The following is a 15,541-nucleotide window of genomic DNA, read 5'->3' as shown; positions in this document are numbered from 1 at the left end:
TGGACGGTTTAGTCTTGGACGGGTCGACGCGAGGCGCTCCGCGCCCGTCGGCCCCGCATCCGCTTCCGCCCCCATCCCGCGCCCCGGGCATCCAGACCTGGCCGCACACCCAGCGCGTCCCGCGCATCCACCGCATCGAAGGAGGAAGACCATGACCATCACGAGCCCCATCCCGGTGATCGGCACGTCGACCTCGCCGCGGCGCCGCTGGGCCGCCCTCGCGGTGCTGATGCTCCCCGTGCTGCTGGTGTCGGTCGACAACACCGTGCTGTCCTTCGCACTGCCCTCGATCTCGGAGGCGCTGCGCCCCTCGGGCACGGATCTGCTGTGGATCGTCGACATCTATCCGCTGCTGCTGGCCGGCCTGCTGGTGCCGATGGGGAGCCTCGGCGACCGCATCGGCCGGCGCCGGCTGCTGCTGATCGGCGCCGCCGGCTTCGCGGCCGTCTCCGCGCTCGCGGCCTTCGCACCCAGCGCCCTCGCCCTCATCGGCCTGCGCGCGGCGATGGGCCTGTTCGGCTCGATGCTCATGCCCGCGACGCTCTCGCTGATCCGCAACATCTTCGAGGACCCGCGCGAGCGCCGCACCGCGATCGCCCTGTGGGCCGCAGCGTTCTCGGGGGGAGCGGCCCTCGGCCCGATCCTGGGCGGCTTCCTGCTCGAGCACCTCTGGTGGGGCTCCGTGTTCCTGCTGGCCCTGCCGATGCTGGTGCCGCTGCTCGCGCTCGCACCGATCCTCGTCCCCGAGTCGCGCGACCCGCAGCCGGGGCCCGTCGACCCGCTGAGCATCGTGCTGGTGATGGCGACCATGACCCCGTTCGTCTGGGCGATCAAGACCGCGGCCGACGCGGGCGTCTCCACCCCCGTCGTCCTCGCCGCGGGCGTCGCGGTCCTCGCGGGCGTCGCCTTCGTGCGCCGCCAGGTCACGCGCGAGGAGCCCATGCTCGACGTGCGCCTGTTCACCATCCCCGCCTTCAGCGCCTCGGTCACGGCGAACCTGCTGAGCGTGTTCTCGCTGGTCGGGTTCCTGTACTTCCTCTCCCAGCACCTGCAGCTCGTGAGCGGCCGCTCCCCCATGCAGGCCGGTCTGCTCCTGCTGCCGGGGCTCGTGGTGACGATCGTGACCGGACTGCTCGTGGTGCGCGTGGTGCCGCGGGTCCGGCCCGCGCACGCGATGGCGGCGGGGCTGCTCATGAACGCCGTCGGCTACGGGATCGTGCTGGTCACCGGCACGGCCGGGTCCGACGGGGCGCTCGTGCTCGCCTTCGCCGTGGTCGGTGCGGGCGTCGGCACCGCCGAGACCATCTCGAACGACGAGATCCTCGGTGCCGTGCCCGCCCGCAGGGCCGGCGCCGCGTCCGCGATCTCGGAGACCGCCTACGAGACCGGTGCGGTGCTGGGCACCGCGATCCTCGGCTCGATCCTCAATGCGGCCTTCCGCGCGCATGTCGAGGTGCCGACGGCACTGAGCGGCGCAGCGGCCGACGCCGCCGGGCAGACCCTGGGCGGCGCGACCGATGCGGCCCGCTCGATGGGCGGCGAGACGGGCGAGGCGCTGCTGAACTCGGCCAGGGAGGCCTTCGACTCCGGCGTCGCCTATACGGCGGGAGTGGGCGTCGTGCTGATGGTGGCCGCCGCGGCGATGGTGCTCATCGCGATGCGGGAGCGCCGTCCCGCGCGACGCTGATCCCCTGGGCGATGAGCACGCCCTGCAGGGGCAGGCGCCCGTAGGCGATCGCCTTCCGCACCGGGGATCCGTGCCGGGAGTCCCACGCCATCTGCACGTTCGCGGGGAACACCGCCACGAACAGCGCGACGGACGCCGCCCCGCCCAGGCGCCGGGTGGGGCGCGCCGCCAGCATCCCGGCGATCGCGAGCTCCGCGACGCCCGAGGCGTAGGTGTAGGCCCGCGCCCCGCCGGGCAGCGCGGGGGGCACGATGCTGTCGAAGGGCGCGGGCTTCGCGAAATGCATGACCCCGGCCCCGGCGAGCAGGGCGGTGAGGAACCGGCGGGTGCGCGAGGAGTTGCTCATCGCCCCAGGCTATGCCCGCGGCACGGCCGCGTGGTGCAGGACCCGATGGCACAGGGTTCACACGGTTCGGGTCCATTCGAGGGTGTGGCGGAAGGCCAAGCGGCGTCGCGCCCTCAGCCCCGGGAGGATCGGGGCGGCCCGGCGCACGAGCTCGTCGAGCGGGATGCTGGGGTCCCTGACCGGGATCGCGGTCCGCGCCGCGACGTCAGGATCGTGCCGCGCGGGCCAGGGGTGCTTCACGGCGCCGATCAGCGGATTCGTCACCATCGACGTCATGTCCCAGGCGTGGTCGCGCACCGAGACGGGCGGTGCGAGGCCGACGCAGAGGAAGCGTCCGCCGGGTGCGAGGAGTTCCCGCACCCGAGTCAGCGCCTGCTCGAGGTCCAGGTGATGCAGCACCGCGATCATCGTGATCAGGTCGAAGGGCCCCTCGAGGTCCTGGAGGCGCGTGTCCAGGACGTCCACCTGCGGAAGGTCCGCCGTGCGCCGCGCGGCGGCCTCTCGCATCCCGGCGTCGCGGTCGATGCCTGCGACGCGATCGAACCAGGGCGCGAGCTCGGCGAGCAGCCCGCCGCGCCCGCAGCCGACGTCGAGCGCCGCGCGCCGACGCTCCGGCAGCTCGTGCAGGATCCAGCTGTGGAAGTGGTCGTTGTGGCTCCACGGGTGCCGGGCGTTCAGGTCGTGCATCGCCCGCGACGCAGCGGTGCCGAGGCGGGAGTCGAGATGATCGCGGATGCCCATGCGGTCCTACGGTACGTCCCGACGTCCGTCGGACACCGACCGCGGACATCCCCCGTCCTCTCGACACGCGCGGACCACGGCTCTCGGGCATACTGTCCCGAGCAGGGAAGGGGGCTCGATGACGCATGACGCCGCGCTCCCGGACAGCCCGACACCCCGTCCCACGCGCCGCCGCGCGCTGCAGACCCTCGGCGCAGGGGGCGCCGTGATCGCCCTCGGCGGACTCGGGGCCGGGGCGCATCGCCTGCTCAGCGCGCATCTGCCGGGCAACGCGACGATCTCGCTGTACTCGAGCACGGTGGCCGTCGACGCAGACGGTCGGCGCACCCTCCTCGCCCCGCCGTCGGGCTCGCCCTCGGCCGGATCAGCCGCGTCCTCACCCCGCCTCGAGCCCGGCACCCGGCTGCTCGCCGGGACACCCGCCGACTCCCCCGTCGCCCGCCGGGCCCACGAATTCATGGAAGGTGCCGCGACCTGGCTCGCCGAGGTTCCCGACGCTTTCGCCGCACTCGCGCGCAGCGCGGTCTGGGACCTGTGGGCGCTCAGCGACGGCCTGCCGGCCCCGGTCGCCGGCTGGTCGAGGAGCTGGCGCTTCATCTGGCCCCGCGACACCGCCTTCTGCGCGGTCGCCCTCGCGCGCATCGGCCATGTGGACACGGCCCTGGACCACCTCGCCCATCTGCAGGAGCTGCAGGCGGCCGACGGCTGGTTCGAGGCCCGCTACTCCCCCACCACCGGCGAGGCCCCGGACGAGCGCCCGCGTCAGTTCGACGGCACGGGCCTCGCTCTCTGGGCCGCCGCCGAGGTGATCGGCACGCGGTCCGGGAGCGCCCGGGCGTCGGCGCGCCGTCGCCTCGGCCCCCTGCTCGCCACCAGTCGCGACGCCCTGCTGCGCGCCACCGACCACGGCACCCTGCTGCCGCCGGTCTCCCCCGACTACTGGGAGGTCAGCGAGCGCGCGGTGACTCTCGGGATCATGGCCTCGACCCTCGCGGGCCTCGAAGCCGCCGGGCGGCTCGACGGGGAGGGAGCCGTAAGGGACGGGGCCGAGGCCTTCCGCCGCGTCCTCGTCACCTCCTTCGGCCCTCACGGCTTCCAGCGCCGAGCCCGCAGCGGCGGCGCCGACTCCGCCCTCGCCTTCCTCGATGCGACCGGCAGCCATGGCATCGTCGGGGCCGACCAGCTGCGCGCGCTGCGCACATCCCTGGCACGTCCCGCGGGCGGCATCGCCCCCGGTGCACGGTGGCGCCGCGACGGGGTCAGCTGGACGCCCTCGACGTCCCTGCTCGCCCTCGGCCTCGCCCGCGCGGGGGACGCCGACGGCGCGCGCGACCTGCTCGGCTGGCTCGATCAGCACCGCACGGCGGACGGGTCCCTGCCGGAGAAGGTCCTCGCCGACGGCTCACCGGCCGCGGTCGCACCGCTCGCCTGGACGGCAGCGAACGTCCTGCTCACGCTCGACTCGCTCCGCGAGAGCTGATCGACAGGCACGCGGGGAGGCGGGCCGGATCTCCGTTGCCCGCCGTTCCGCGGAGTGATTCACTGGTGGCATGACTCAGGCCACAGACCTCATCGCCGAGGAGGCCGAGCGCTTCGCCGACGCCCTGCGCGGACCGGACCCCTCCGCCCCCGTTCCCACCTGTCCCGACTGGACCTCCGTCGACCTGCTGTGGCACCTCACCGAGGTGCACGAGTTCTGGGCCGGCGTGCTGGGCAGCGGCGCCCTCACCGACGCCGACGCCGAGGCGATCGACGCCGCGAAGGCCCCGCGTCCCGAGGGCCCCGGCGCCCGCAACCAGCTCGTCGAACGGCGCGAGCAGGCGACCGCCGCGCTCCTCGCCCAGCTCACCACGCGCGGCGGCGCCGAGACCTGCTGGTCCTGGTTCCCCGCCGACCAGACCGTGGGCTTCACCCGGCGCATGCAGGTGCACGAGGCGACCGTGCATCGCGTCGACGCGCAGCTCACCGCGAACGTGCCGGTCACCGCGATCAGCGAGGACGTCGCGACCGATGGCATCGATCACGCGGTCGGCGTGATGTGGGCCGCGAGCTGGGACTGGATCCCCGAGTGGGCGGAGGTCGAGTCGCTCGCCGTGCTCACCCTGCAGGTGCGCGATGGCCAGAACGACGGGACACGCGCGGGCATCGAGGTCGAGATCGCACGCTGGCACGGTACCCGCCCGCGCGACGGCGAGGAGCTCTCGCAGCTGCTCGCCCGCCCGCTGCCCGGCGAGGGCCAGGGCGGCGGGGGCGGGGGCGAGTCGTCGGACGCCGTCGGCGCCCTGCCGCGCGCGGTCGCGAGCGGTCTCGCCCCTGCGCTCTACCTCTGGCTGTGGGGCAGGGAGCGCGCGCTCGACGTCCTCGAGGAGGGCGCGCAGAGCGTCGAGCTCACGGGCGATGCGACGGCCGTGCGGGCGGTGCGGGAGCGCGTCGCCCAGGGCATGGACTGAGCGCGCTCGAGAGCGTCACGCCCCCGCGGGCTCGGGCAGCAGACTCTCGAGGGCCTCGGCGACGCCGTCGGCGCTGTTCTCGGCGCACACACGGTCGGCGACCGCGAGCACGTCCGGGTGAGCATTCGCGACGGCCCAGCCGGTGCCCGCCCACTCCAGCATCGGGATGTCGTTGGGCATGTCGCCGAAGGCCCACACCTCGCCTGCCGCGATGCCGAGGTCCGCGCTCCACGCCTCCAGGGCCCGCGCCTTGGTCACGCCCGACGGGCCGATCTCGGCGAGACCTCCCTCGCACGAGGTCGACAGCAGCGCCATGTCGCCGAGCAGCACGCGCACGCGCGCCAGGAACTCCCGCTCCCCCAGCTCGTCGCTGCGGGCCAGGAGCTTGCCGACGGGCCCGGGCACCTCCTCGATGGGGCCGACGGACGCCGCCTCGGTGCGCAGCACGCCGGCGGGGGTGCCGCCCAGGTAGTCGGGCTCGCGGTGGGCGCCTCCCGCGAGCTCCGCGCTGAAGCGGATGCCGGGGATCTGCCGCAGCCGCGCGGAGATCTCGCGCACCGTGTCCGGTGCGATCGCATGATGACTGCGCACCCGGCGGTTCGCCGCGTCGTAGACGAACGCCCCGTTCAGGCAGAGCACCACGCCGTGGGCTCCGGTGATCCCGGCCAGGGCATCGACCCAGCGCGGCGGGCGCGCCGTGACCAGAACGGTCTCGATGTCGTGGTCCCACAGGGCCCGCCAGGTGCGGGCGGTGCGCTCGGTGAGGGCGCCCGCATCGTCGAGCAGAGTGCCATCCAGATCGGAGGCGACCAGACGGACCGGGGACATACCGTGAGTCTACGGGCGGCTACCGCTCGGCGGGCGTCCCCGAAGAGGCCTCGTGACCCGCATCCCCCCGGCCCAGGAGCCTGCGCCACCAGGAGGTCCGCGGAGGCGCTGCGGCTGTCTGGGCACGGGCGGCCTCGAGGTCCGCGCGCTCCTGCTCCGCGCGGGCGGCGCGCAGCTCGCGCCAGCGCGCGAGGGCCTCGTCGGTCTCGAGGGTCGGGGAGATCATGCGGGCCATGGGGTGCTCGAGACGGTCGTCCATCACCCGGTGCGTGAACTCCTCGGCGTAGGCGCGGACGGCGTCCTCGTCGGGGAGCTCGGCGAGGGTCTCGTCGCGCGCGGCGTACTCGCGGCGCAGCAGCACGACCGTGGGCAGCAGGGCCGACGGATCGACCTCGCCCTCGGCGATGCGCTGCTTGATCCACCAGTCGGGGTCGTGGTGGGTGGGCAGCTCGAGGGGCTTGCCGCTGCCGGGGAGATCATCGAAGTCCCCGCGGGCCATGGCCTCCTCGATGGCGCCGTCGACCCACTTGCCGTCCCGGATCATCGGAGCCTCCTCGCGGATCGGTGCTCGGCGCGTGCGGGCTGCGCGTCCTCGCGCCCCGCCTCCGCTCTCCCCGTGATCCTCTCGCGGCGGGGCGCGGGAGTCCAGGACGGCGGGTGGGGACGGCGGCCGGATAACCGATGGACCGGCCCCGTGCAGGCCCGTAGCCTCCGCGGGATGAGCATGCACGAGGACGAGATCCCGCTGTCGGCCGACGTGGCCGCCGCGCGCATCGTCGGCATGCGGCCCGACCTCGCCGGATGTTCCGTCCGGGTCCTGCCCGCCGCGGGGACGACCAGCCGCATCGTGCGGATCGGCGATTCCCTCGCGGCGCGGTTCCCTCGCCGGCGGGCCGACCCGGCGCAGGTGCGCCGCGACCTCGAGGACGAGCAGCGCGCCATGGCCGAGTTCGCCCTCGCGACCCCCGTGGCCGCCCCCGTCCCGCAGGGGGTCGGCGCGCCGGGGCCAGGGTTCCCGCTCCCCTGGTCCCTGCAGACCTGGGTGCCGGGAGTCCCGACGACGCCGCGCGGGATCGAGCGCTCCGCGTCCGTCGCGCATCAGCTCGCCTCGCTGATCGGGACGCTGCGGGAGGGGGACGCCGGCGAGCGCCGGTTCTCCGGCACCGGACGGGGCGGCCACCTGCCCGATCACGACGACTGGGTCACCCACTGCCTCCATCGCAGCGAGGGCCTGCTCCCCGTCGACGATCTGCGACGCATGTGGGAGCGCGCCCGCTCGCTCCCGCGCGAGGATCCCGACGGCCTGTGCCACGGAGATCTGATCCCCGCGAACCTCCTCGTCGATGGCGCCGCTGTCGAGCCGCGCCTGGTCGGCGTGCTGGACACGGGCGGGTTCGGCCCCGCCGATCCCGCGCTGGACCTCGTGGTCGCCTGGCATCTGCTCGACGCCGACCGGCGGGCCGTGCTGCGTGAGCAGCTGGGGGCATCGGATCTGCAGTGGGAGCGCGGAGCCGCGTGGGCGCTCGAGCAGGCGCTGGGTCTGGTCTGGTACTACCGGAGCACGCTGCCTGCGATGGCCGAGCTGGGACGCACGACCCTCCAGCGCCTGCTCGCGGATCAGGTGCTGGCGTGATCCCCGGACCGCGCTCCAGGCTACGAGGGCTTCAGACGATGAGGCCGTCGCGGCGTGCGCGACGCAGACCCTCGAGTCCCATCACGACGAAGGCGGGCTTGCGCAGGATCTGCTCGCCGAGCCGATTGCCCTCGGCGGGCGCGAGGCGGGCGGCGAGATCGGGGCGCAGGGTGCGCAGGAAACCCTCGGCGCGCACCGAGTGCAGGGGGTCGCTCGCGAGCACGATGCGATCGGCGTCCTCGAGCAGCGGGAGCACGTTGCGCACGTTCTCCCAGGTCGTGACGCTCTCGTCCTCGAGGACGAGGAGCCCGGCGTAGCCGCGCTCGGACCGGGCGAAGCGGGCCATGTGCTCGGCCTCGGAGACCTCGCCGTGCACGGCCCCGCCGGCCATCACGAGCAGGCTGCTCGTGGCCTGCGGGTCCCGGGAGCGCAGGCCCACGTCGACCCGCCAGCGGTTCACCGCGTTGATGCGCCTGCCGGGATTGCCGTAGCCGAGCACCACGATGACCTCGCGGAGGCCCGCGGACTCGCCCGTCGGCCCCACGCCGGGCCGGATGCGCTCGAGCTGCGCACGCTCCGCACGGGCCGCGCGAGCGGAGAGCACCTCCCCTGCCGCGAGGACACCCGCCACGATCCCGACCGAACCCAGCGCGCCGAGGACCAGCGGCGAGCACCGGTCTCGGCGAGCGCGGCGGGAGCGGGCCTGCGATGCGGGGGACACGCAGTGATCGTACGGGCGGGACCTGTGGCCGACGAGCGTGTTCGCCGCCCGTTCACCTGTGCATCAGGCCCCGTCGGCGCGCGCCTCGCCCTGGAAGCCGATCTCGCGGAAGGCGACCTCGAAGCCGAGCTTCTCGTTGATGCTGATCATCCAGGGGTTCACATGCGAGTTCCAGGTGACCAGGCGCTGCAGCTCCGGGAACGCCTGGGGGAGGCGGCGATGGTTCGCGACCTTCAGGGCCAGGCCCAGGCGGTGCCCGCGATGACCGGGCATGACCAGGGTGTTCTCCTGCCAGCCGACGGTCGTCCCCGCGGAACCCTGGACGTGGATCTCGCTGTGCGCGGCGATCGAGCCGTCCGGCGCGAGGGCGACCGCGATCAGCACGCGGGTGCCGGCGTCGGCGCGGCGCTTCTCGAAGATGCGGATCCGCTCGGGCGTGTACTGCGGCGCCTCGTACTCGAAGTCCTCGTCGGGATCGTCGAGGTCGAGCTGGCGCAGCACGACGCCGAAGGACTCGAGGTGCTCCTCGGGGACGGCGTCCTCCCACAGGCGGATCACATAGCCGTCGGTCTTCTCAGCGGCCTCGGCGGCCAGCTCGTCGAGGAGGTCCTCGGGCACCGGCAGGGCGAGGGTGCGGCACACGCCCATCGTCCGCCGCTCCAGACCCATGCGCGCGGCGATGCGCCGGGTGGGCAGCGCGGGATCATCGGGGTCGCCCTTCGCGGGGATCTCGCCCCAGTACGACACCTGGTGGCGGCCGGAGTCCGCGACGGCGGGCAGCAGCGCCCGCTCGATCATGGCGGTCGCGACGCCATGCCCGCGATACGCGGGATGGACGGCGAGGCCCAGATCCACGGCGTCGAGGTTCTCCTCGAGCGCCAGGTGGACCGTGCACAGGCCGACGACGCTCGCACCGCCGTCCATCGGCTCGACCTCCGCGATCCACCGCTGCACTTTCCAGTACGGGGTGTCGGCGAGGATCGCGCGGCGCTGGGCGACGGTGTGCTTCTCGACGGCGCCGAACAGGTCGCGATCGCAGGCCTCGTCGAGGGAGTTCAGCTGCTCGAGGATGCCGGGCTCGTCGACGTTCAGCGGGCGCACGGTGATCTCCATGCGAGCCAGTCGACCATGCGGTGAGCAGGGCGTCCACAGATATACCTGCGGCGGGCGCTCGGAGCCGAAGATCAGGCAGCGGAGGTGCGCCGCAGGCGAGTATTGACGAACTCCCCCATGCCCCAGCGCCCCAGTTCCCGGCCGAACCCGGAGCGCTTGACCCCACCGAACGGGAGCCCCGCAAGGGTCGTACCGTGCTCGTTGATGTAGGCCATACCGACCTGCAGTCCGTCTGCGACCTCCTTCGCGCGCTCGAGGTCGGCACCCCACACGGATCCGCTCAGGCCGAACGGCACGTCGTTCGCCAGCTGCACTGCCTGGTCGATGGATTCGTACTCGTGGATCACGGCGACGGGGCCGAAGATCTCCTCGGAATAGGCGTCCATCTCCGGCGTCACGCCCGAAAGGACGGCTGGACGCATGAACGCGCCGTCACCCTCGATCGCCTCGCCCCCGACATGCAGGTGCGCGCCCTGCTCCACGGCACGCGACACCTGCTCGACGACGGTATCCCGCGCGCCGACCGAGGACAGCGGACCCACGTCGACGCCCTCATGGGTCGGATCGCCCACGACAGCCTGTTCGAACGACGCGATGACCCTCGAGGTGAACTGTTGCGCCTGGTGATGGGCCACGATCATTCGCTTGGGCGAGTTGCAGGCCTGCCCGGCATTGGAGAGCCGAGCCGTGGCGGCGGTGCGGGCGACCTCGTCGATGTTCGCGTCCTCGAGGACGATGAGGGGGTCGGAGCCCCCCAGCTCCAGCACGACCTTCTTGAGGTTCTTCCCGGCTGTCTCGGCGATCGAAGCGCCGGCGCGCTCGCTCCCCGTGAGAGAGACCCCACGCACCCGCGGGTCGGCAATCATGCCAGCGATCTGCTCATGACCGGCGAAGACATTCGCATAGACACCGGCGGCGGCGCCCGCTTGGTGAAGGATGTCCGCCATCACCGACGACGATGCCGCACAGATCTCGGCATGTTTGAGGATGATCGTGTTCCCCGCGACCAGATTCGGGGCCGCGAAGCGCGCGACCTGGTAGTAGGGGAAGTTCCACGGCATCACCCCGATGAGAGGGCCGATCGGCTCCGTCTGGACCAGCGACTCCTGTGCCCCCTGGGGGTCGAGCTGTTCGCTCCGGAGGATCTCGGGACCGTGCGTCGCGTACCAACGGTAGATCGAACCCGCGAGCTGCGCCTCGCCGATACCCTGGGCGAGCGGCTTGCCCATCTCTTGGGCGATCAGCCGACCGAGCTCCTCCTGCCGCTCGTCGTAGGCATCGGCGGCACGCTCGAGGATTGCGGCGCGCTCTGACGCCCCCTTATCCCGCCATTCCGGGTATGCGTCGGACGACTGCGACAAGGTCCTCTCCACCCCTGCCTCGTCCAGGCCGTCATATTCCCTGATCGTCTGTCCCGTTGTCGGGTTGGTGGTCGTGTATCCAGCCATACGACCACGCTACGGGGAGGGGTCCACCGCCTGTAAAGGCCGGGCTGCTCGAGCTCGCACTCGTCCGTGGAGAGCCGGGGGTCGCGACGGTGCGAAATCCCGGATGTTCAGGGACGTTGCGGGAACCGCTGTCGGACGCGCGCCCCACCCACGGCCGCTTTACCGGACGGTCTGTATCCCGTCGCCCGGCGGGAGGCCGCGGGCTTCGGCGGGCTCCGCCGAAGGTAAGCGCTGAGATGCCCAGGTCCGACGGGATCGACCCCAGCTCGAAGGAGGCTTGTGCCCTGGTGTCTCGTCGTCCCCGTAGCCTGTATCGGACGTCGCTCCGCACCGGCCCACCGGAGGTCCCTATGCCCGAGCTCGCCCCGAGCTCCTTCCCGCATCTGCTCTCGCCCCTGGATCTGGGCCCGTTCACCGTGCCGAATCGGCTGGTCATGGGGTCGATGCACGTCGGCCTCGAGGACGAGGAGAGCGACGCCCCGAAGCTCGCCGCGCATCTCGCCGAGCGGGCCCGCGGCGGCGTGGGCCTGATCGTCACCGGCGGCTTCTCGCCGAACCTCAGCGGGCGCCTGACCCCGCACGGGGCGCAGATCCGGCCGCGCCGGATGGACGCGCACCGCCTGGTCACCCGGGACGTCCACGAGACGGGCGGACGCATCGTCCTGCAGCTCCTGCACGCGGGCCGGTACTCCTTCCACCCGCTCGCGGCGGCACCGTCGGCCGGGAAGTCCCCGATCACCCCGTTCCGCGCGCGCGGGCTCACCCGCGCCGGGGTGCGGCGCACGATAGCCGACTTCGCGCGGGCCGCGCGGGCGGGCGTCGAGGCCGGGTACGACGGCATCGAGATCATGGGGTCCGAGGGCTATCTGCTCAACCAGTTCCTCGCCCCGCGCACCAACCGTCGGCGCGACGGGTACGGCCGCACCGCCGAGGACCGCCGCGCGGTGCCGCTCGCCGTCGCCGCCGCCGTCCGGGAGGCGATCGGCCCGAACGCCCTGCTCACCTACCGCATCTCCCTGCTGGACCTCGTGCCCGAGGGCCAGGACTGGGAGGAGACGCTCGCGCTCGCCCGCCGGCTCCAGGAGATCGGCGTCGACGTGCTGTCCACCGGGATCGGCTGGCACGAGGCGCGCGTCCCCACCATCGCGACGTCCGTCCCCTCCGGCGCGTTCGTCGACGTCAGCCGGCGCCTGCGGGAGAGCGTCGAGGTGCCCGTGGTCGCCTCGAACCGTCTGCACGATCCTCACCTCGCCGAGTCCGTGATCGCCGACGGCACCGCGGACCTCGTCTCCATGGCGCGCCAGCTGCTCGCCGACCCGCAGCTGCCCGCGAAGCTCGCAAGCGGCCGGGAGGAGCAGATCGTCTCCTGCATCTCCTGCAACCAGGCGTGCCTGGACAAGGTGTTCTCCGGTGAGCGGGCGAGCTGCCTGGTGAATCCCCGGGCCGCCCGCGAGACCGAGCTGACGCTGCTGCCCGTGCCGGTGCCGCGGCGCCGGAAGGTGGCGGTCGTCGGCGGCGGACCGGCAGGGCTCGAGGCCGCCGTCGCCGCCGCCGAGCGCGGCCACGTGGTCACCCTGTTCGAGGCGTCCTCGCAGCTCGGGGGCCAGTTCCTGTTCGCCTCCCGCATCCCCGGCAAGGAGGCGTACGCCGAGGCGCTGCGCTCCTGGCAGTCGCGGCTGGCCGCCGAGGGCGTGGACGTGAAGCTCGAGACGCGGCCCGACGCGGAGACTCTGCGCGGCTTCGACGACGTGATCATCGCGACCGGGGTCCGTCCGCGCGTGCTGGATCTCCCCGGATTCGCGACGGCGGAAGGGCCGGCGGCGCGCGACAGCGCGGACGGAACGTCGACGAACGAGGCCGGGGCCGAGGGCCCCCAGGTGCTGAGCTACGCCCAGCTGCTGTCGATGCCTCGCCACGAGGCCCTCGCGGCGGTCGGTGAGCGGGTCGCCATCATCGGCGCCGGAGGCATCGGCGTGGACGTCGCCGAGTTCCTCACCGCGCCCGAGCCGTCTCTCACCGAGGACCCGCCCGCCTGGCGCGAGCGCTGGGGAGTGGCCGACCCGGCCGCGTTCCGCGGCGGCCTCGCCGCGTGGGCCGCATCGACGCCGTCCTCTTCGTCCGCGGGGCGTGCCCCGTCGACCCTCGCCGTCGCGGACCGCCCCGGGACGGAGGCTTCCGCCTCCGTCGCGACCCGTCCCCTCGCCGCACCGGCCCGCCCCCGCGAGGTGCACCTGCTGCAGCGCAAGAGCTCGAAGATCGGGAAGGGCCTGGGTCGCACGACCGGCTGGGTGCACCGCGCCGAGCTGCGCCACGCCGGGATCATCGAGCACCGCGGCGTCGCTTATCGCAGCATCGACGCCGGCGGCCTGCACGTCACCGAGGGACGGCCCGAGGGACGGCCTGAGAACCAGCCCGAAGGGCAGGAGCCGGAGGCCCGCGAGCGCGTGATCGCCGTGGACGCCGTCGTGATCTGCGCGGGCCAGGTCTCCGAGCGCACCCTCGCCGACGAGCTGCTCGCCCTGCAGGGCGAGGACGCGCCGCGCGTGCACGTCATCGGCGGGGCCGACGTCGCCGCCGAGCTCGACGCCGAGCGCGCCATCCGCCAGGCCGTCGAGACCGCCGCCGCGCTCTGAGCGCGCGGTTGGGCCCGGCGCGCGGTGGTGCCCGGGCAGGCACGCCCGCCTCTTGCTACCGTGCAGATCGGCGCCGCCGCGCCGTGTCCCTGATCCTGTGGAGGAACCACGCCATGCCCGCTGCCGCCTCCCCGCGGATCGTCCTCACCGACTTCGACGGCACCTTCGCCGACCACGGCGTCGTGCCCGAGGCCCACATCGAGGCGACCCGGCGCGCCCAGGCGAACGGGCACACGGTGCTGCTGAGCACGGGGCGCGCGATCTGCATGGTGCCGCGCGCGGTGCGCGAACTGTTCGACGGCGCGATCACCGGGGCCGGGGCCGTCGTGGAGGTCGGCGGTGAGCGCCTGTGCGACCACCTGGTGCCCGAGGACGTCGGCCGACGCGCGGCCGAGGTGCTGCTGGCCCACGGCGTCGGCTTCGCCCTGGAGGCCTCCGACGCGATCTTCACGACCGCGCGCACCGCGGAGGTGATGCGCGCGCGGCTCTCCGACGACGGACGCGCCGAGCGCAACGCCCGCGAGATCCTCGCCTCCGTGCAGACCCCCGATGACCTCACCGCGCACCGCTTCGCGAAGATCTCCGTGTGGGGCAGCCCCGTGCCGATGGAGGTCCTCGCCGCGGAGATCGGACCCGCGCTGCGGCCCCTGCCGAACTCCGTGGCCACCGACGACTCCCATGCCGGGGAGCTGCAGCTGGCCGACGTCGACAAGGCCGACGGCATGCGGCTGATCCTCGAGCACCTGGGGGCCGACGTCTCCGTCGCGATCGCCGTGGGCGACGGCACGAACGACCTGGGCATGCTCGAGGCGGCCGGCACCGCGGTCGCGATCGACGGCGGCGCGTCGGCCCTGCTCGAGCATGCCGACCTCGTGGTCCCGCCGCCGAGCGGGAACGGCTTCGCCCTCGCCCTGGACCGGCTCGGACTGCTCTGACCACGCGTTCATCGCGCCCGTCGGATCGGTCGAGCCCGTGGCCCCCGCCCTCCGCCTCCTCCTCTCCGTCGCTTCCGCCTCTCCTCCGCTCCCCTCTCCACCGCTCTCCTCTCCACCCGCCCACCGAAAGGACCGGCCCATGCGCCCGCTGCACCTCGAGAACGCGACCGTGATGGTGACCGGTGCGAGCTCCGGCCTGGGCGTCGAGTTCGCCCATCAGCTGGCCGCCCGCGGCGCCGACCTCGTGCTCGTCGCCCGCCGGGCAGACCGCCTCGCCGAGGTCGCCTCGCAGATCGGCTCCGCCCACGGCGTCACCGTCACCACTCTGACCATGGACCTCGCCCGCGAGGGCGCCGCGGAGACCCTGCGCCGCGACCTCGGCGAGCGCGGCATCACGCTCACCGGGCTCGTGAACAACGCGGGCTTCGGGTACTCCGGCGCCCTGCACCACGTCGATCGCGAGCGCACCCTGGAGATGGTGCGCCTGAACGTCGACGCGCTCGTGGACCTCACCACGACCTTCCTCCCGGACCTGCGCGCGAGCGGGAACGGGATCCTCGTGAACCTCGCGAGCCTCGCCGCCTTCCAGCCCAACCCCGGGCTCGCCGCCTACGGCGCCTCCAAGGCCTTCGTCCTGAACTTCACCCAGGCGCTCTGGGAGGAGTCGCGCTCCGCCGGCCTGCGGGTGCTCGCCCTCTGCCCCGGCCCCGCGAAGACCGAGTTCTTCGAGGTCGCAGGAGAAGCGGCCGCGGCCGGCCTGCCGCGCATGGAGCCGGACGAGGTCGTCGAAGCCGCCCTCAAGGCTCTGGAGCGGCGGAATCCGCCCTCGACCGTCGTGCCCGGGATGGCGAACACGGCCATGGCGCAGCTGACCCGCCGCGTGCTGCCCACCCGCCTGGTCGCGACCACCGTGGGCCGGATGATGCGGCGCGGCGAAGCCCGCGGCGGCGAAGGCGACCCCGTGCGCCACGCGTAGTCAGAGGTCGGGCGGCGTGCATATATGGAG

The 15,541-nt window shown here is 73.5% G+C and carries 14 protein-coding genes; 7 read left to right on the top strand and 7 right to left on the bottom strand.

Annotated features, from left to right (window positions below):
- The first annotated feature begins 151 nt into the window (after window positions 1–151).
- Complete coding sequence (locus FHG10_RS00650; protein WP_152351421.1) at window positions 152–1,687, top strand: MFS transporter; 1,536 nt, start codon at window positions 152–154, stop codon at window positions 1,685–1,687.
- Here FHG10_RS00650 and FHG10_RS00645 read toward each other — a convergent pair.
- Together FHG10_RS00645 and FHG10_RS00640 are read right to left on the bottom strand one after the other, a co-directional pair.
- Window positions 1,650–2,033 (bottom strand): DoxX family protein, encoded by a 384-nt coding sequence (locus tag FHG10_RS00645; protein ID WP_152351420.1) that lies wholly within the window; start codon window positions 2,031–2,033, stop codon window positions 1,650–1,652. The genes FHG10_RS00650 and FHG10_RS00645 overlap by 38 nt on opposite strands.
- A 57-nt stretch (window positions 2,034–2,090) precedes the next feature.
- On the bottom strand, window positions 2,091–2,774 hold the full coding sequence (locus tag FHG10_RS00640) for a class I SAM-dependent methyltransferase (protein ID WP_227487939.1): 684 nt from the start codon (window positions 2,772–2,774) through the stop codon (window positions 2,091–2,093).
- Between the two features lie 118 nt (window positions 2,775–2,892).
- Between FHG10_RS00640 and FHG10_RS00635 the strand changes: the two genes are divergently transcribed.
- A complete protein-coding gene (locus FHG10_RS00635) occupies window positions 2,893–4,254 on the top strand; it encodes a glycoside hydrolase family 15 protein (RefSeq protein WP_152351419.1) in 1,362 nt (453 codons plus the stop codon).
- A gap of 70 nt (window positions 4,255–4,324) precedes the next feature.
- Window positions 4,325–5,224, top strand: a complete 900-nt coding sequence (locus FHG10_RS00630; protein WP_152351418.1) for a maleylpyruvate isomerase N-terminal domain-containing protein — start codon at window positions 4,325–4,327, stop codon at window positions 5,222–5,224.
- A gap of 15 nt (window positions 5,225–5,239) precedes the next feature.
- On the opposite strand, the gene FHG10_RS00625 is transcribed toward FHG10_RS00630, so the two are convergent.
- Together FHG10_RS00625 and FHG10_RS00620 are read right to left on the bottom strand one after the other, a co-directional pair.
- The gene (locus FHG10_RS00625; RefSeq protein ID WP_152351417.1) at window positions 5,240–6,052 is read right to left on the bottom strand and encodes an HAD family hydrolase; all 813 of its coding nucleotides are present in this window, start codon (window positions 6,050–6,052) and stop codon (window positions 5,240–5,242) included.
- Window positions 6,053–6,071: 19 nt separating this feature from the next.
- Complete coding sequence (locus FHG10_RS00620; RefSeq protein WP_152351416.1) at window positions 6,072–6,596, bottom strand: DnaJ family domain-containing protein; 525 nt, start codon at window positions 6,594–6,596, stop codon at window positions 6,072–6,074.
- A 174-nt stretch (window positions 6,597–6,770) separates the two neighbouring features.
- Here FHG10_RS00620 and FHG10_RS00615 point away from each other — a divergent pair, with 174 nt between their 5' ends.
- Window positions 6,771–7,685 (top strand): phosphotransferase, encoded by a 915-nt coding sequence (locus FHG10_RS00615; protein ID WP_152351415.1) that lies wholly within the window; start codon window positions 6,771–6,773, stop codon window positions 7,683–7,685.
- A 31-nt stretch (window positions 7,686–7,716) separates the two neighbouring features.
- Here FHG10_RS00615 and FHG10_RS00610 read toward each other — a convergent pair whose 3' ends face one another.
- From FHG10_RS00610 to FHG10_RS00600, 3 genes are all read right to left on the bottom strand, one after another.
- On the bottom strand, window positions 7,717–8,406 hold the full coding sequence (locus tag FHG10_RS00610; protein WP_227487938.1) for a YdcF family protein: 690 nt from the start codon (window positions 8,404–8,406) through the stop codon (window positions 7,717–7,719).
- Between the two features lie 63 nt (window positions 8,407–8,469).
- Window positions 8,470–9,519: a GNAT family N-acetyltransferase gene (locus tag FHG10_RS00605; RefSeq protein WP_152351414.1), complete on the bottom strand. Its 1,050-nt coding sequence runs from the start codon at window positions 9,517–9,519 to the stop codon at window positions 8,470–8,472.
- A 71-nt stretch (window positions 9,520–9,590) separates the two neighbouring features.
- On the bottom strand, window positions 9,591–10,967 hold the full coding sequence (locus FHG10_RS00600; RefSeq protein ID WP_152351413.1) for an NAD-dependent succinate-semialdehyde dehydrogenase: 1,377 nt from the start codon (window positions 10,965–10,967) through the stop codon (window positions 9,591–9,593).
- A 350-nt stretch (window positions 10,968–11,317) separates the two neighbouring features.
- On the opposite strand from FHG10_RS00600, the gene FHG10_RS00595 reads away from it, so the two are divergent.
- From FHG10_RS00595 to FHG10_RS00585, 3 genes are all read left to right on the top strand, one after another.
- Entirely contained in the window at window positions 11,318–13,600 is a 2,283-nt protein-coding gene (locus tag FHG10_RS00595; RefSeq protein WP_152351412.1) for an oxidoreductase, read from the top strand.
- Between the two features lie 113 nt (window positions 13,601–13,713).
- Window positions 13,714–14,535 carry an HAD-IIB family hydrolase gene (locus tag FHG10_RS00590; RefSeq protein WP_152351411.1) on the top strand — a complete coding sequence of 274 codons (822 nt, stop codon included), beginning with the start codon at window positions 13,714–13,716 and terminating at the stop codon, window positions 14,533–14,535.
- 139 nt (window positions 14,536–14,674) lie between these two features.
- Window positions 14,675–15,511, top strand: coding sequence for an SDR family NAD(P)-dependent oxidoreductase (locus FHG10_RS00585; RefSeq protein WP_152351410.1), 837 nt, complete (start codon window positions 14,675–14,677; stop codon window positions 15,509–15,511).
- Window positions 15,512–15,541 lie beyond the last annotated feature (30 nt).

Origin of the sequence: Brachybacterium subflavum, from assembly GCF_009299795.1 — a bacterium.
In the GTDB taxonomy this organism is placed as follows: Bacteria; Actinomycetota; Actinomycetes; order Actinomycetales; family Dermabacteraceae; genus Brachybacterium; species Brachybacterium subflavum.
The sequence above is the reverse complement of the archived record's forward strand: the minus strand, read 5'-3'. Positions and strand labels throughout refer to the sequence as shown.

Bases quoted from the DNA above. Each gene is read 5' to 3' on its own strand.
- FHG10_RS00590 (WP_152351411.1), top strand. From the start codon at position 13,714: ATGCCCGCTGCCGCCTCCCCGCGGATCGTCCTCACCGACTTCGACGGC.
- FHG10_RS00645 (WP_152351420.1), bottom strand. From the start codon at position 2,033: ATGAGCAACTCCTCGCGCACCCGCCGGTTCCTCACCGCCCTGCTCGCC.
- FHG10_RS00620 (WP_152351416.1), bottom strand. From the start codon at position 6,596: ATGATCCGGGACGGCAAGTGGGTCGACGGCGCCATCGAGGAGGCCATG.
- FHG10_RS00630 (WP_152351418.1), top strand. From the start codon at position 4,325: ATGACTCAGGCCACAGACCTCATCGCCGAGGAGGCCGAGCGCTTCGCC.
- FHG10_RS00595 (WP_152351412.1), top strand. From the start codon at position 11,318: ATGCCCGAGCTCGCCCCGAGCTCCTTCCCGCATCTGCTCTCGCCCCTG.
- FHG10_RS00625 (WP_152351417.1), bottom strand. From the start codon at position 6,052: ATGTCCCCGGTCCGTCTGGTCGCCTCCGATCTGGATGGCACTCTGCTC.
- FHG10_RS00640 (WP_227487939.1), bottom strand. From the start codon at position 2,774: ATGGGCATCCGCGATCATCTCGACTCCCGCCTCGGCACCGCTGCGTCG.
- FHG10_RS00585 (WP_152351410.1), top strand. From the start codon at position 14,675: ATGCGCCCGCTGCACCTCGAGAACGCGACCGTGATGGTGACCGGTGCG.
- FHG10_RS00605 (WP_152351414.1), bottom strand. From the start codon at position 9,519: ATGGAGATCACCGTGCGCCCGCTGAACGTCGACGAGCCCGGCATCCTC.
- FHG10_RS00615 (WP_152351415.1), top strand. From the start codon at position 6,771: ATGAGCATGCACGAGGACGAGATCCCGCTGTCGGCCGACGTGGCCGCC.
- FHG10_RS00600 (WP_152351413.1), bottom strand. From the start codon at position 10,967: ATGGCTGGATACACGACCACCAACCCGACAACGGGACAGACGATCAGG.
- FHG10_RS00650 (WP_152351421.1), top strand. From the start codon at position 152: ATGACCATCACGAGCCCCATCCCGGTGATCGGCACGTCGACCTCGCCG.
- FHG10_RS00635 (WP_152351419.1), top strand. From the start codon at position 2,893: ATGACGCATGACGCCGCGCTCCCGGACAGCCCGACACCCCGTCCCACG.